15 protein-coding genes are annotated in these 14,495 nt (G+C 35.6%); 5 read left to right on the top strand and 10 right to left on the bottom strand.

Annotated features, from left to right (window positions below; all coding sequences use genetic code 11):
• Positions 1 to 99 precede the first annotated feature (99 nt).
• Together nhaC and HHH54_RS03175 are read right to left on the bottom strand one after the other, a co-directional pair.
• Positions 100 to 1,509: a Na+/H+ antiporter NhaC gene (gene nhaC, locus HHH54_RS03180; RefSeq protein ID WP_198617394.1), complete on the bottom strand. Its 1,410-nt coding sequence runs from the start codon at positions 1,507 to 1,509 to the stop codon at positions 100 to 102.
• 41 nt (positions 1,510 to 1,550) lie between these two features.
• A complete protein-coding gene (locus HHH54_RS03175) occupies positions 1,551 to 2,627 on the bottom strand; it encodes an NAD/NADP-dependent octopine/nopaline dehydrogenase family protein (RefSeq protein WP_198617393.1) in 1,077 nt (358 codons plus the stop codon).
• A 205-nt stretch (positions 2,628 to 2,832) separates the two neighbouring features.
• On the opposite strand from HHH54_RS03175, the gene HHH54_RS03170 reads away from it, so the two are divergent.
• From HHH54_RS03170 to HHH54_RS03150, 5 genes are all read left to right on the top strand, one after another.
• Positions 2,833 to 3,204, top strand: coding sequence for a DUF4870 domain-containing protein (locus HHH54_RS03170; protein ID WP_198617392.1), 372 nt, complete (start codon positions 2,833 to 2,835; stop codon positions 3,202 to 3,204).
• Positions 3,205 to 3,465: 261 nt separating this feature from the next.
• Positions 3,466 to 4,035, top strand: coding sequence for a CHAP domain-containing protein (locus HHH54_RS03165; RefSeq protein WP_198617391.1), 570 nt, complete (start codon positions 3,466 to 3,468; stop codon positions 4,033 to 4,035).
• A 159-nt stretch (positions 4,036 to 4,194) separates the two neighbouring features.
• On the top strand, positions 4,195 to 4,518 hold the full coding sequence (locus HHH54_RS03160) for a DMT family transporter (protein WP_198617390.1): 324 nt from the start codon (positions 4,195 to 4,197) through the stop codon (positions 4,516 to 4,518).
• Complete coding sequence (locus tag HHH54_RS03155; RefSeq protein ID WP_198617389.1) at positions 4,518 to 4,832, top strand: DMT family transporter; 315 nt, start codon at positions 4,518 to 4,520, stop codon at positions 4,830 to 4,832. Before HHH54_RS03160 ends, HHH54_RS03155 begins: the two co-directional genes overlap by 1 nt.
• A gap of 63 nt (positions 4,833 to 4,895) precedes the next feature.
• On the top strand, positions 4,896 to 5,849 hold the full coding sequence (locus HHH54_RS03150) for a 2-hydroxyacid dehydrogenase family protein (RefSeq protein ID WP_198617388.1): 954 nt from the start codon (positions 4,896 to 4,898) through the stop codon (positions 5,847 to 5,849).
• A 53-nt stretch (positions 5,850 to 5,902) separates the two neighbouring features.
• On the opposite strand, the gene HHH54_RS03145 is transcribed toward HHH54_RS03150, so the two are convergent.
• The 8 genes from HHH54_RS03145 to HHH54_RS03110 form a co-directional block, all read right to left on the bottom strand.
• Positions 5,903 to 7,030: an FAD-dependent monooxygenase gene (locus tag HHH54_RS03145; RefSeq protein WP_198617387.1), complete on the bottom strand. Its 1,128-nt coding sequence runs from the start codon at positions 7,028 to 7,030 to the stop codon at positions 5,903 to 5,905.
• A gap of 119 nt (positions 7,031 to 7,149) precedes the next feature.
• A complete protein-coding gene (locus tag HHH54_RS03140; protein ID WP_198617386.1) occupies positions 7,150 to 7,926 on the bottom strand; it encodes an N-acetylglucosaminidase in 777 nt (258 codons plus the stop codon).
• 22 nt (positions 7,927 to 7,948) lie between these two features.
• Positions 7,949 to 8,197: a hypothetical protein gene (locus tag HHH54_RS03135; RefSeq protein ID WP_232796226.1), complete on the bottom strand. Its 249-nt coding sequence runs from the start codon at positions 8,195 to 8,197 to the stop codon at positions 7,949 to 7,951.
• Between the two features lie 183 nt (positions 8,198 to 8,380).
• Positions 8,381 to 8,845 carry a helical membrane plugin domain-containing protein gene (locus HHH54_RS03130; RefSeq protein WP_198617385.1) on the bottom strand — a complete coding sequence of 155 codons (465 nt, stop codon included), beginning with the start codon at positions 8,843 to 8,845 and terminating at the stop codon, positions 8,381 to 8,383.
• On the bottom strand, positions 8,845 to 11,781 hold the full coding sequence (fdhF, locus tag HHH54_RS03125) for a formate dehydrogenase subunit alpha (RefSeq protein WP_198617384.1): 2,937 nt from the start codon (positions 11,779 to 11,781) through the stop codon (positions 8,845 to 8,847). The genes HHH54_RS03130 and fdhF overlap by 1 nt, the downstream gene beginning before the upstream one ends.
• A 243-nt stretch (positions 11,782 to 12,024) precedes the next feature.
• Entirely contained in the window at positions 12,025 to 12,666 is a 642-nt protein-coding gene (gene pcp / locus HHH54_RS03120) for a pyroglutamyl-peptidase I (protein WP_198617383.1), read from the bottom strand.
• Positions 12,667 to 12,684: 18 nt separating this feature from the next.
• A complete protein-coding gene (locus tag HHH54_RS03115; RefSeq protein ID WP_198617382.1) occupies positions 12,685 to 13,611 on the bottom strand; it encodes a DUF979 domain-containing protein in 927 nt (308 codons plus the stop codon).
• The gene (locus tag HHH54_RS03110; RefSeq protein WP_198617381.1) at positions 13,604 to 14,299 is read right to left on the bottom strand and encodes a DUF969 domain-containing protein; all 696 of its coding nucleotides are present in this window, start codon (positions 14,297 to 14,299) and stop codon (positions 13,604 to 13,606) included. Before HHH54_RS03110 ends, HHH54_RS03115 begins: the two co-directional genes overlap by 8 nt.
• Between the last annotated feature and the right edge of the window lie 196 nt (positions 14,300 to 14,495).

The raw sequence follows: 14,495 nt of genomic DNA, 5'->3' as shown, positions 1-14,495 counted from the left end.
CGTTCTAAAGTTTTTTAAAACAAAAGTATACGTGTAAAATTATTAAGGTCGAGACAAACACATGAAGTGTGCCCCGACCTTAACAACTTATGTCTATAATTATTTTGTTGCTTGTACTGTTTTATCTTTCTTTTTAATGCCGATTCCTGTAAATCCATAAAATATTGCAATCATTAAACAGATATAACATGGAATGGCCCATAGGAAAAATGAACCTACACCTACACCCAGTTGTTGCGAATAATAAATACCAGATGTCCCCCATGGAATAAGTGGAATGACCATTGTACCTGCATCTTCTAACGTACGTGATAAGTTGACACGATCTAAATTCATCTTATCGTACATTTCCATCAGTAAAATACCAACCATGATAATGACAACAGAAGCAACACCTGCTGCTAAAACCATAATTAATCCACCTATAACCGTTGCAAGTATTAATTGGCCTTGCGTTTTAATGTTTTTAGCAATACTATGTAGTAACACGTCTAAACAACCTGCTTTTTCCACAATCCCTGCAAATGCATAACCACAAAAGATTGTTACTATAATTTGTGTCATACTCATAATACCGCCCTGTTCAACTAGAGATAAGGCTTTATCTGATACACCTTGAATACGATTTCCCATCATATCAGAAGTAAATCCATCAAAAGTCGCTATAAAACCATCTTTAAGCGCAAAACCATTCACAAGCCAACCGACTAAAATGGCAGAAACGCTAGAAATGAGCATTGATGGGACTGTAGAAATTTTCATTAATAAACAAACTATAATCACAATCATTGGAACCCAGACAAAAAAGCCAATGTGATACATCGATTCAATATCTTTAAGCATCGTTTGAATATTTTTAGTACTTACATTTGCTCCAAACCCGCGAGAAGCAAAGTGCCAAATCATCAAACCAATAATTGATGCGGGCACAGTTGTATAAACCATGTGTCGAATATGACTGAAGATATTCACTCTCGTCACTAACGCCGCTAAATTTGTCGTGTCTGAAAGAGGTGACATTTTATCCCCAAAAACTGCACCTGAAATAATTGCACCAGCTGCCATCCCTGCTGGAATATCCATTTGTAATCCAATGGCCATCAACGCGATCCCCGCTGTTGAGGCAGAACCCCATGCTGTACCTGTTGCCACTGAACATATAGCAGAAATTAAAAATGCTGAAACTAAAAAGTAGTTAGGACTTAAAAATTTAAGTCCATAATAAATCAATGCAGGAACGGTTCCTGAATACATCCAAGATCCAACTATAATCCCTACTGATAAAATAATAAAAATTGCCGGCATTGCTGTAGATAATCTATCTGTGATGCCTTCCTCTAAATCTTCCCAACGCAAACCTACGCGCCACGCTATCCATGACGCATAAGCTGCTGAAATAATTAATAAAGGTTGTACAGGTATTTCAAATACAATAAACCCAATACATACTACGAACATCATCACAACAATAGTAGAAATAGATTCTAATAATGTCGGCTGTCTCTTCATACACAACACTCTCCCCTTTTAATTAATAACCTCTAAAGTGATTAATATGAAATGAGTCCTACATTTTCACGACCTAAATAATCAATGGTTAACCCTTCGTTAAAGAAGTCTCGCTCTAAAATTGTAGATGCAATCACAATGATGGCATCGATATTTGGTGTTGGTACGCCAATCTCTTTACCTAAACTAGACCATAATACAAGTCCATATGCAATATCCTCTGTCAAATAACGGTTGTTGACTTTATTCGGTCCTGGAATTCTTGAAAATACTGGACTATGGTTAAAGATTTTATTAAGTGGTTCGTCTTCCATTTCACGCTCTAAATAACCACGTTCAATACGTGCTTCTTTAGCTGTTTCTAATTCAAAGCCTAATTTACGTCCTAGAGATAAACGCTCCATCTCAACAGCATGTAACAATCTTACTGTATGTTTTGTTATGCCTTCTTTGTATAACGCAAAATCATGGCTATAATCGATACGTCCCACATTTAATAATGTTGGTCCTGGATGTACTTCAGGATTCCCATTTTCAAGATTAGTACGCCATAAACTTTCCTCTTTAACAATATATGGGTAAATTTTTTCAATTTTATCAAAAGCAGGTACTAAGTCTTTTTCATCTAATGTTGAGAAATAGACTTTACGTACTTTTAATGATAAATCAACCGTTGCTGTCTCAAAATCAACACGCGTTCCATATGTTAATGTATTTGCTTCTGCAAAAACAGGTCGTGTTGTAATCTTATATTCATCTAAAACTTTAATAAAGCGTGCTGACCCCATTGCAGCTGCCATATTAAAGAAAATAATTTGTTCATCATTAATATATGAAGCCATTAATTCGGCATAGTATTCAATAAATGATGAAGGTATAACGAGCATAATCACTTCTGCATCTTTAATAACATCTTCCATGTTATCACTAATATTTGTGAATTTAACAAAGCTTTCTTGTCCTTCATTGTTATAATTAAATCCACCTTTTTCAAGTGCTGTATTAAATTTATCAATAGATTGATTGCGACAATACAGTTTTACATCATGTCCTTGATCTACCATATCTACGGCTGCTGTAACAGCTCCATTCCCTGATCCGACAACTGCAATTTTCATAATTAACCCTTCTTTCTTCTCTTTTTTATTGTGACTCATGAAGATATTAACAAAACAACCCTCAAAAGAAAACAAAATTTTGATATTTTTTGATACCTTTTATTAAATTGTACCCTAACTCTAAATATTTAATTACTTGTAATCTTATAAGCCTCTTGATTTAATGTAATTATACAAATCAATTTAAATTATAGGAGGAAACGGTATGTCTTATCATCATCCTGATGGTCGAAATTACGACGAAGTCACTCAAAATGTTAGCGAAAACGAAAGACTCATGGCCCTTTTAATCTATGTAACTTCTTTTTTTACAGCGCTCATTGCACCGCTTATCATTTGGTTATTAAATAGAGAAGAGTCTCATTTTGTAGATATAACTGGAAAAAATTATTTAAACTTCTTTATCTCTTATTTTATCTGGATTTCGATATCAACTGCTTTAATGATTGTGTTAATTGGTTTTATTACAACACCTATTCTTGCTATTATGTCTTTTATTTTCCATATTATAGGTATTATTAAAGCGTATAATGGTGAACACTATTTACCACCGTTATCAATACGATTTTTCCGTTAATAAATATTACAGTCGTTGTCATATTTCAACATTTATAACAACATATTTCGTGTGTCTAATGGTGCAACGACAGATTTCTTCCGCTTGTCATAAAATTACAACATGACAAGCGGCTTTTTTATTTTCATTACAAAGTCGTAACATTACACACAAAGGGTTAATTTTTTGCTATTGTATGCCTTGTCGATGTAAAACATCAAAAAATAAAAATACAATTACTTAATTCAAATATAAATTTCATATTTACAGGAGGACTTTGTAATGCTAAAAAAATTAACAACATTAACTACAGTATCAGCTGGGCTTGGTGCAGCTGCAGTTGGATTAAATCATGACGCGGACGCTGCTGAAGGACAATATAACTATTCATACCAATATCAATATAATACAAATGCTGAAGGAAATATGGATTACACATACCAATCACAAAGTAATCAAACATATTCTAATGACAACTATACAACAACAACATCAACAGCTACACAATCAACTGGAACTTCTCAATTAGGTAACTTATACACTGCTGGTCAATGTACTTGGTATGTTTACGACAAAGTAGGTGGTCAAATCGGCTCAACTTGGGGTAATGCTAATCAATGGGACGATGCAGCAAGAGCAGCAGGTTATACTGTAAACCAAACACCTGAAGCTGGTGCGATTTTACAATCAGACCTAGGTGGATTCGGTCACGTTGCTTATGTTGAATCTGTAAATAATGACGGCTCTATTACTGTTTCTGAAATGAACTATAACGGTGGACCATTTAGCGTAAGTGAACGTACAATTTCAAGTGCTGAAGCAAGCTCATATAATTATATCCACTTAAAATAAATATATTTAAACTCAGTCTAGAAACGCATAAAACTATCACAAATCTTAAAATGATAGTAATATCTTGTGTTTCTAGGCTTTTTTGTGCGTTTATGTTTATCCTTATAGTTTCATATTTTATACTAATATCATTAGTATTTTTAAAAAGGAGCGATAATCATGCAATGGTTGAAAGTTTTTGTTGCTGGTATCGTTGAAGTATTTTGGGTCATTGGCATTACACATTCTACCCATTGGTATCAATGGCTACTGACATTGCTCTGTATTGGTTTTAGTTTCTGGATGATGCTTTCTGCTTCAAAATATTTACCAGTAGGAACCGTTTATGCTGTGTTCGTTGGCATCGGTACACTCGGAACTGTCATTACAGGTATGTTATTCTTTAGTGAACCAGCAAGTATTATGAAGATTATTTTTATTTTAGGCCTAGTGGTTGGGGTCATTGGATTAAAATTAACATCTAACGAAGAAGGTGCATCATAATGTCATGGTTAAGTTTGATATTTGCTGGCTCTTTTGAAGTTTTAGGGGTCTATTGGTTAAATCAATACGCAATTAAAGTTCAAAAACGCTTTATTATACTGCTTGCAATTACTTTCGCATTGAGCTTATGGTTTTTATCTATTTCGATGCGCACGATCCCAATGGGGACTGCTTATGCGGTTTGGACAGGAATCGGTACTGTCGGTGGAACTGTGTTAGGCATGATAGCCTATCATGAATCTAAACATTTTTTACGTATCTTTTTTATTTTTCTAATTATAGTTTCAGCAATTGGTTTAAAGTTAATTGCGTAAGGTACGTTTTCTTGAGTTTTAGAAAAGGGTTTCATATACTTAAAAAGAAAGGTGGAATGTACGATGAAAAAAGTATTTGTAGCAGGTCCAATTCCTGAATCTGGGCTTAAAAAATTAAAAGAACACTTTGAAGTGGATATGTATGAAGGTCAAGGCATCATTGATAAAGAAACGCTAAAAGAATCTGTTAAAGATGCGTTCGGTCTTGTAAGTCTTTTATCAACAAATGTAGACAAAGAAGTGATTGATAGTGCTGAGAATTTAGAGTTTATCGCTAACTATGGTGCTGGCTTTAATAATGTCGATATTGACTATGCACGCTCTAAAAATATCGATGTAAGTAATACTCCAAAAGCTTCAACTAATGCTACAGCAGAATTAACGATGGGTATTTTACTTGCCGTTGCACGTCGCATTCCTGAAGGTGATCAATTAATGCGTCATGAAGGGTTTGACGGTTGGGCACCTTTATTCTTCCGAGGTCGTGAAGTTTCTGGAAAAACGATTGGTATCGTTGGACTTGGTGAAATTGGTAGTGCCGTTGCACGTCGCGCAAAAGCGTTTGATATGGAGATTCTTTACACGGGTCCACATCGTAAAGAAGATAAAGAAAAAGAAATTGGGGCACGTTACGTTGATCTAGAAACGTTACTCAAAGAAGCTGACTTTGTTACGTTAAACGCAGCTTATAATAAAGACATGGAACATATGATTGATACGCCACAATTAGAATTAATGAAACCTACAGCCTATTTAATTAATGCGTCTCGTGGACCTATTGTTCATGAAAAAGCATTACTTGAAGCATTAAAAAATAAAACAATTGAAGGGGCAGCACTTGATGTTTACGAATTTGAGCCTGAAATTACTGAAGGCTTAAAATCATTAGATAATGTCGTTATCACACCTCATATCGGTAACGCAACATTTGAAGCACGTGATATGATGGCGGATATCGTAGCCTCAAACCTGATTAAAAAAGCAAATGGCGAAACACCAGACTATATCGTTAATTAAGTTATAACAAATATGCGGTTAGAACTTTATTTATGAGTTCTAACCGCATATTTTTATACTTTTTTAGATTTAAACAGAAATGTCGTTTGCCTTCTCATGACGCGTTCTGGCATACGTTTGAGCAATGCATTGCGCATTTTAATACTGATAGGACGATCTTTTTGAGCCATTTTACCAATCTTACGGGAGCGCTTAATCACCTTTTTAGTATGTTTCACACGTAAACGATTATATCGTTTGAGCGCATCAGAACGTGTATCGTACTTTTGAAGTACATTAGCAAGTACAATAGCATCCTCCATGGCCTGCGTTGCACCTTGTCCCATATTAGGGGTTGTTGTATGTGCCGCATCACCTAATAATACGACACGGTCTGCTTCAGTGAATGTTGTTAGTGGTTTCATATCATAAATATCATGATGTAGAATTTCTGTTTCAGGTTGCTCATCAAGCACTTTTCGAACCGCTTCAGGATAATGATTAAAGTACGCTTGCAAATATGGTTTATTAAACCCTTTAAACTTTGGATCATTTGCTTTAGCATTCATCGTCGCAAACCAATACGCTTGCCCGTTTAATAAGCTCACAATACCAAAACGACCTTTTTCTCCCCAATATTCATCTGCAACATGAGGCATTTGTTCCATTCCGTCTACAATACCTCGAAAACAAGTATAGCCTTGATAATTCACTTTTGACTTAGGGAAAATTGCTTGTCTAACATTGGAATGTACGCCATCTGCGCCAATGACAAGATCAAACGCTCGTGTTTCATGATTTGTAAATGTTAATAGAACGTGCTCTTCTTTAATCTCTACGTATTTAACTTCATGATTCAATTGAATGATGTGTTCAGGCACATAACTCGCAATAATATCTAATAACGTTTGACGTTTTAATGTTACGTTAGTAGTCTCTATAGAAAAACCCATCTCTGCTAATTGATGTCCTTTTTGATCATAAATATTGAGTCTTTCTAAAATTTGTCCTGCATTTTTAATGCCTTTAGCTAAATCATGCTGACCTAACTTATTAAGGACATTACCACCGATACCAATGCCAGCGCCCACTTCACTTAATTCGGCCTTCTTCTCAAAAACTTCTATTTGGTGACCTTGTTCATTAAGCATGGCTGCAGCAGTAAGTCCACCAATTCCTGCACCTACAATTCCAATTTTCATACATTCACCTCATTTAAGTTGTACTTTAAGAATCTGTACTGCTCACATAAAACTAAGCCACAATAATGGATACACTTTATTTCATATTTCTAGTATCTTAAGCGTATTATAGCTCAATTTTATTTATAAAAATTTTTGCGAATATCATCTTTTTTAATGCCATATTTATCATAGTACTCAGCCATCTGTTGTGCAATATTCCGTGCCCAATCAATATCACTGGCGTATTGATGTGTACCAGGCTCTTTAGGATTCCAACGCATTTGATACAGTGTGATTTGACCATTTTCAAAGTAATGCGTTCGAATAAATTTTGCACCGCCTTCAATTGCTTTTTCTGGCGTAGTCCACTCAGCTTGTTGGGCATAACTTGAACCCGTTTCAATAGCATCACGGTCAAATGCACCAATACCAAAAAAGTTAAAATAACGTTTTTTACCCTGTTCAATCCCATTCGCAAGCTCTGATTGGCCTTTTCCCGTTTCAACTTGCGCATGACTTACAAGATAAATGACATTCACATCGTACTGATCTTGAGCATCTAAAAAGTCTTGCCCGTGACCTTCTAAAATACCGTTACCTTTAAGCATTGTGTTAACTTCTTCTTTAGACATGCGTACCGGTTCAGATATATCCATATACATTAGATCCGAATCTGAGTGTTTGATTTTCATCGCTTCCGCAACATTTTCACGAGAAGCTTCTAAAAATCTTCCATTGTCCTCTTGAGTATGTAAAATACCGTTACTTGTTTGTTTTCCAACCGCTTCATCAAATGTATAATGAATATCATTTTTAAACAAACTTGTTTCATTAATGATGAAAAGCACAAAAAATATCGCTAAAATCGCGATAATGATTGTTCGCATTGGCTTTTCCTTTATCCATCGCATCATCTTCTAAACTCCTTTATACGGCTTACCTCATTCCATATATTACAGCAATAATAAAAATGAGCACAACTACATATGCAATATTTACAATAATACGTAATTTACGATTGCCTTTAAAAATCATATTAAATAATAATAAGCTCAAACCTAACGTTATCACAAAACATAATAATGATAATATTGGTATAAAAAATAAAAAAATTAACCCTAACACTAACGTTACATTTGAGATGATGCCTAGTCTTTTAATATGTTTCATTTGATTTCTATCCATATCTAATCACCTACCTTAAGTATGCTATATTAACGTGATATCGAAAATTTTTACTTTTTTACTATCATACCACATTGGTAGATGAATCTAAATTTGACCTCAAAAAAAAGAGTAGGTGTCCAAAGACTGAACAATCGTTGTCCAGTCTGTTTGGATAACCTACTCCAATATATCACGTTTCGTTTAACGAGACATACCTTTTAGAATGTTTAAGAAATACGTAATACTTTTATTAATTTCATCATCTTTTAAGACTTTCACAAGTCCTGAAACTGAAGAACGTGCATTCGGATTCGCTTGGTTTGCCACACGTAATCCTTTATTGACTTTATTCAATAATGTACTTAATTCATCAGTATCCAGTGCGCCTAATAAGAAGAGCATTTGCCCCATATTATGCAGAATACCTGAATATTGATCTTTATTCAGTTCTGTCACAATTTTTTCAGTAATCACACCACGTTGCTTAACAGCACCATTTAATGCATCGAGGATTTTAGCATGATCTAATGCGCCAATTAGCTCAATCGCTTTTAAAATGCTGTCTTTATTTTCAGCAATAGCTGATGTGACTTCATTTAAGTTTTCGGCTTTAATCTGTGCGTCGCTTTTTTCGATTCTTTTAATTTTAGAGATACGTTCTGCCATTATTTCATCACCTGATCCCCTGGGAAGACGTAATCTGGTCTTGCCCATTTTTTCTCAACCTGAACACTATATTGCGGATTGCGTTTTTGGTTACGGAAGTTTGTTGGATTCAACGGTGACTTACCACGCTTACTTAAAACTTCCATACGACAACATGTTGATTTATAAGCCGGTGTATGTGTTTCTGGGTCTGTTCTACTGCTTGTTAAGTAGTTAACAGCCGCTTCACTATTATCATTTAATGGTAAGTAAATTTGTTTACCTTTCACACGATCTGTAATGTGTACGTGTCCTGTTGCTTCACCATGTTCAGACGTTAATTTTACTGCCGCACCTTCACGAATATCTCGTTCTTCCGCAAGTTCTGGTGAGATTTCGATGAATGCTGTTGGCATTTTGTATTGTAAGCCAGGCACTTTATAAGTCATATTACCTTCATGGAAATGCTCAAGTACACGACCATTATTGACATGTAAATCGTATTCTTCATGCGTTTTATAGAAGTTGTTAAAGTCTAACGCAAAGAATTTCGCCTTACCATTATCGAAATTAAATCTTTCTGTAAATAGTAATGGTGAGTCTGTACCATCTGCATCAACAGGCCACTGAAGACTATTATAACCTTCTAAACGGTGGTATCTTACACCTGCAAACATTGGCGTTAAGTCTGCTGCTTCATCCATAATTTCTGATGGATGTGTATAACCCCAATCATAGCCCATTTCTTTTGCAATCATTTGTGTGATTTGCCAGTCTGGTTTTGAATCACCTAGTGGCTCAAGTGCTTGATATAAACGTTGAATACGACGTTCTGTATTTGTAAATGTACCATCTTTTTCAAGTGATGGACTTGCTGGTAATACTACATCTGCAAACTCAGCTGTGAATGTTAAGAACTCGTCTTGTACAACTAAGAAATCTACTTTTTCAAGTGCAGCTTGTACGTAGTTAATATTAGAGTCAACAATACCTGTATCTTCACCTAATATAAACATACTGTGTACATCACCAGAATGAATGTGGTCCATCATTTGATGGTTGTCATATCCTGGTTCGCTAGGGATTTTAACGCCCCATCTTTCTTCAAAGCGACCACGTGCTTCATCGTCCATAACGCCTAAGTAACCTGGTAATTTGTCCGGCATACTACCGAAGTCAGAACAGCCTTGTACGTTATTGTGACCACGTAATGGATATGAACCTGCACCTGGTTTCATGTAGTTACCAGTTGCTAATAATAAGTTTGAAATCGCTGTACTAGTGTCTGAACCAGTTTCTTGTTGTGTCACACCCATAGCCCAACAGATTGAGACAGAGTTTACACTTACGATTTCTTTTGCTAATTGAATTAAGCGTTCTTTTTTGATACCAGTTGTTTCTTCAGCAAATTCCATTGTGTAACGTTCAAGTGAATCGTAATAGCTATCAAAGTCATCCACCCATTTATCGATGAATGCTTTATCATGCCAACCGTTATCAATGATATATTTTGTTACTGCTGAAAGCCATACTAAATCTGTACCTGGAAGCGGTTGATAAAATTCATCAGCACGATCCGCCATTTCATGTTTACGAATATCGAAAACATGAAGTTTTTGACCGAATAATTTATGAGAACGTTTAATACGAGATGCAATAACAGGGTGTGCTTCTGCTGTATTTGTTCCGACTGTAATAACCATTTCAGCTTTACCGATATCATCAATTGAACCTGAATCTCCACCATGACCTACAGTTCTAAATAAACCTTTAGTTGCTGGAGCTTGACAATAGCGTGAACAGTTATCGATGTTATTTGTACCAACAACTTGACGCGCTAATTTTTGCATTAAGTATGACTCTTCATTAGTTGCTTTTGAAGAAGAAATAAATGTCAATGCTTCAGGGCCGTATTCATCTTTGACCTCTTGCATACGTTTTGCAACATAAGGAATAGCTTCATCCCATTCAACTTCTTCAAATTGACCATTTCGACGAATTAAAGGTTTTGTCAAGCGTTCTTCTGAATTAACATAATCCCAACCGAACTTACCTTTAACACATGAAGAAATTTTGTTTGCTGGTGAATCATGAGAAGGTTGTACTTTTAAGATTTCACGATCTTTTGTCCAAACTTCGAAGCTACAACCTACACCACAATATGTACATACTGTTTTTGTCTTTTTAATACGTTCTTCACGCATCGCCGCTTCAGAATCTGACACTGCAAATAACGGACCATAACCTGTTTCAGCTTTCTTAGTTAAATCAATCATTGAAGCCAGTGAACCTGGTTCAATATCAGTCATATAACCTGCGTTACCGACCATATTATTTTCCATCATCGCGTTACAAGGACAAACTGTAGCACATTGACCACATCCAACACATGATGATTCATTAATTGAAACGTCATTGTCCCAAATTACGCGAGGTTGTTCTCTATCCCAATCGATAGACAATGTTTCATTAACTTGAACGTCTTGACAAACTTCTACACAACGTCCACATAAGATACATTGGTTTGGATCGTAGCGATAGAACGGGCCAAAGTCAACATCATAAGGTTTTGGTTTATATTCATATGTTTGATGCTCAAGCCCCCACTGATCCATAGTATTATGAATTTCACAGTTGCCATTGTTATAATCGCAGACTGTACAATAGAGTTGGTGTTTCTCTAAAATACGGTCTAACGCTTCTTTTTGAGCTGTTTGAACCGAATTGTTTTGGGTATTTACAACCATTGAACGATCAACTGTTGTGCCACAAGCACGAGCAAGTTGGCCGTCAATTTCAACTGTACACGTATCACACGTTTGAATTGGACCAAGTGATTCGTTATAACAAATTGAAGGTACAAACGTATTTTGCTCTTTAATCAATTCAAGCAAGTTCTTACCGGGTTCGACAAGGTAATCTTTACCATCTAGAGTTACGACAAGATGTTCTTGCATAAATATCCCCCCTATATTTTCTCTAACCTAAGGATGCCCCCACATTCTTAGTTACCCCCATTTTATACTCTTTTGTACAAAATGTTAACCATAAGCCATAAAATTATCTTATTGCATATCATTTCATTGCTTTAAATTAGAATAATGTAATACTTTGGACACAAATTAACACACAAATTCAATCCATATTTCACATTATGTCCGTTTTTCAAATAATGGTGACTTTGCAATTGAAATCATTCACTAATGTGTTGTGCCTAATACAGCTTCTACGTCACCATCGTATTCAATACTTGTTTCTATTGCAATACGTAATCCTTTAGTCATCACTTCAATAGCCATCGATGGTTGATTTGGCTTATCCACGACTTGTTCAGGCGCAAATGGTACGTGTATAAATCCAGTTTTAACAGGATGATCTAAATGTGCTGCAAGATAAGCCAGTTGGTACATAATATGGTTACACACAAAAGTACCTGCACTATTAGACAAACTTGCTGGTACTTGTGCGTTACGCATTGCTTCTACCATCCGTTTCACTGGTAAATTTGTAAAATAAGCTGGTGCGCCATCATCTTGTATACGCTGATCGATAGGTTGATTACCTTGATTATCAGGAATACGTGCATCATCTACATTGATAGCCACGCGCTCTGGCGTAATCTCATAACGTCCTCCTGCTTGTCCTACCGCTATAATAATGTCGTACGTTTTCTTCTCAAGCTGTGATTTGATCACTTCAATACTGTCGTTAAAAACGGTAGGAATTTCCAACTTATCTATTTGATGTCCCTTAATTTCGGATGGTAAAGTCTTTACCGCTTCAAGTGCTGGATTGACTTTTTCACCGCCAAATGGATCAAAACCTGTAATTAAAATATTCATATAAATACCTCCTCATATTTAAAATGCTAACAAGTACATTAAAACAATATGTGCAATAATTAATAAGACTGCCATAGGAACTTGAGCTTTAATCACTCCTAATTCATCTTTCATTTCAAGTAGTGCTACAGGTAACGCATTGAAGTTTGCAGCCATTGGTGTTAATAATGTGCCACAAAAACCACCTGTCATTGCAAGCGCACCCGCTATTGCAGGGTCACCACCAATAGCAATTACAAAAGGTAAACCGATACTCACCGTAATTACTGTGAATGCAGCGAATGCATTCCCCATTAACATCGTAAATAACACCATTCCTAAAATATACGCTGTCGCACCAACAAGTGCATTGCCTTCAGGTAGAAAGCCTGAAATACCTTTTGAAATTGTCTCTCCAACACCACTAACGGTAAACAAAATACCAAGTGCCGCTAAAAATTGTGGTAATATCCCCACCGTACCAATTTGTTGAACTAAACGGTCACTATCATACAACCCTTCTTTAGGACGTGGTTTTAAAACGATATAGGCTGCAATGAGTGCGATTACTGAAGATGCACCAATCCCTATAGCGCCACCAAGTGATGTCCACGTAGAAATAATGATAGCTGCTACTGCTAATACAATTGCGGGGATAAATAGTTTAACCCCGTAGTGAGTTGCACCCTTTTCTTCAGTCTCGTGATTAACTTCTACGACCTTCCCTAACTTTACATTTTTTGTAATTGTTAACGCTCCCATCACAAGAACAAAGATACCGTTAATGACATTCGGTACGTATGGTCCAATAATGAAGGTTAACCCTAAAATAATCCAAAAAGCAGCAGTTCCTATTCTTTTATCATTATCTTTAAATTTCAAGACACGGTACGCTGTATAAAAAAATTGTAAACCGATGAGTATGTAAAAAAACTCTAGAATTTGATTAATTGTTGTTTCACTCATGCTTTCGACCTTCTTTCACACCGTATTTACGTGCAAGCTTACGATCAAATAATATATTTTGAACTACACCTATAATTAATGTCACAACAGCAATAGGCGCTGAAAATAATGCGATTTGAATCGCTGTTACGTTCATATTTAAAGATTCAAAGGTTGATACGATTAATAACACACCTGATGCACCAACAAATAAGTTTTGACCAAAGAAGTTACCATAGTTTTCCATCGCTGAAATATGTGCTTTTAATTTTTCTTCATCTTTTGCATCTAGTGGTCTTTTGTATTTTGCCTGTGCTGCAGCTTGAACCATTGGATTCATTAATGGTCTAACAAACTGTGGATGACCACCAATACGAATTGATGCGAGTCCTGCTAATTCTCGAATAAATAAATAGAGGGACATGATACTTCCTGATGTAATCCCCTGTATTTTATGAATAAGCCGTGTTGCTTGTGACTTTAATCCGTAACGTTCAATTAATCCGACCATTGGTAACGTTAATACAAATAATGAAACCATACGGCTATCTACAAAAGCTTGACCTAATATTTCTAGGATTTTTAAAAAATGCATATTTGAAACTAAACCTGTCACGACAGCAGCGATTAGTACTGTACCAATGGTGTCCCATTTAAAATAAAATCCTAGTACAATAATGATGATACCAATTAATTTTAACCACTCCATAATATCCCTCCTTATGCAATATCATACACGAAATTTAGTAAAAAATAGAGGGATTTATTAAAATTTTCTGGCTCTCTGTCAAATAGGACTGGTCAGCTCAATTAAGGAGGTTAGGCAACTTGCTGTTGCTTAACTTCCTTTTTCTTTTCTGATGCGAATAATTTTGAACTTAAAATGATTCTATTACGAAAGTGCT

It is taken from the genome of Staphylococcus canis, from assembly GCF_016238445.1.
In the GTDB taxonomy this organism is placed as follows: Bacteria; Bacillota; Bacilli; order Staphylococcales; family Staphylococcaceae; genus Staphylococcus; species Staphylococcus canis.
Note: the sequence above shows the minus strand (reverse complement) of the source record. Positions and strands in the feature narration are given on the sequence as shown.

What these genes read in the sequence shown, in the direction of transcription:
- HHH54_RS03160 (WP_198617390.1), top strand. Translation starts at nt 4,195, where the DNA reads ATGCAATGGTTGAAAGTTTTTGTTGCTGGTATCGTTGAAGTATTTTGG.
- HHH54_RS03145 (WP_198617387.1), bottom strand. Translation starts at nt 7,030, where the DNA reads ATGAAAATTGGAATTGTAGGTGCAGGAATTGGTGGACTTACTGCTGCA.
- HHH54_RS03175 (WP_198617393.1), bottom strand. Translation starts at nt 2,627, where the DNA reads ATGAAAATTGCAGTTGTCGGATCAGGGAATGGAGCTGTTACAGCAGCC.
- HHH54_RS03130 (WP_198617385.1), bottom strand. Translation starts at nt 8,845, where the DNA reads ATGGCAGAACGTATCTCTAAAATTAAAAGAATCGAAAAAAGCGACGCA.
- HHH54_RS03170 (WP_198617392.1), top strand. Translation starts at nt 2,833, where the DNA reads ATGTCTTATCATCATCCTGATGGTCGAAATTACGACGAAGTCACTCAA.
- HHH54_RS03140 (WP_198617386.1), bottom strand. Translation starts at nt 7,926, where the DNA reads ATGATGCGATGGATAAAGGAAAAGCCAATGCGAACAATCATTATCGCG.
- HHH54_RS03155 (WP_198617389.1), top strand. Translation starts at nt 4,518, where the DNA reads ATGTCATGGTTAAGTTTGATATTTGCTGGCTCTTTTGAAGTTTTAGGG.
- HHH54_RS03115 (WP_198617382.1), bottom strand. Translation starts at nt 13,611, where the DNA reads ATGAGTGAAACAACAATTAATCAAATTCTAGAGTTTTTTTACATACTC.
- HHH54_RS03165 (WP_198617391.1), top strand. Translation starts at nt 3,466, where the DNA reads ATGCTAAAAAAATTAACAACATTAACTACAGTATCAGCTGGGCTTGGT.
- HHH54_RS03110 (WP_198617381.1), bottom strand. Translation starts at nt 14,299, where the DNA reads ATGGAGTGGTTAAAATTAATTGGTATCATCATTATTGTACTAGGATTT.
- fdhF (WP_198617384.1), bottom strand. Translation starts at nt 11,781, where the DNA reads ATGCAAGAACATCTTGTCGTAACTCTAGATGGTAAAGATTACCTTGTC.
- nhaC (WP_198617394.1), bottom strand. Translation starts at nt 1,509, where the DNA reads ATGAAGAGACAGCCGACATTATTAGAATCTATTTCTACTATTGTTGTG.
- HHH54_RS03135 (WP_232796226.1), bottom strand. Translation starts at nt 8,197, where the DNA reads ATGGATAGAAATCAAATGAAACATATTAAAAGACTAGGCATCATCTCA.
- pcp (WP_198617383.1), bottom strand. Translation starts at nt 12,666, where the DNA reads ATGAATATTTTAATTACAGGTTTTGATCCATTTGGCGGTGAAAAAGTC.
- HHH54_RS03150 (WP_198617388.1), top strand. Translation starts at nt 4,896, where the DNA reads ATGAAAAAAGTATTTGTAGCAGGTCCAATTCCTGAATCTGGGCTTAAA.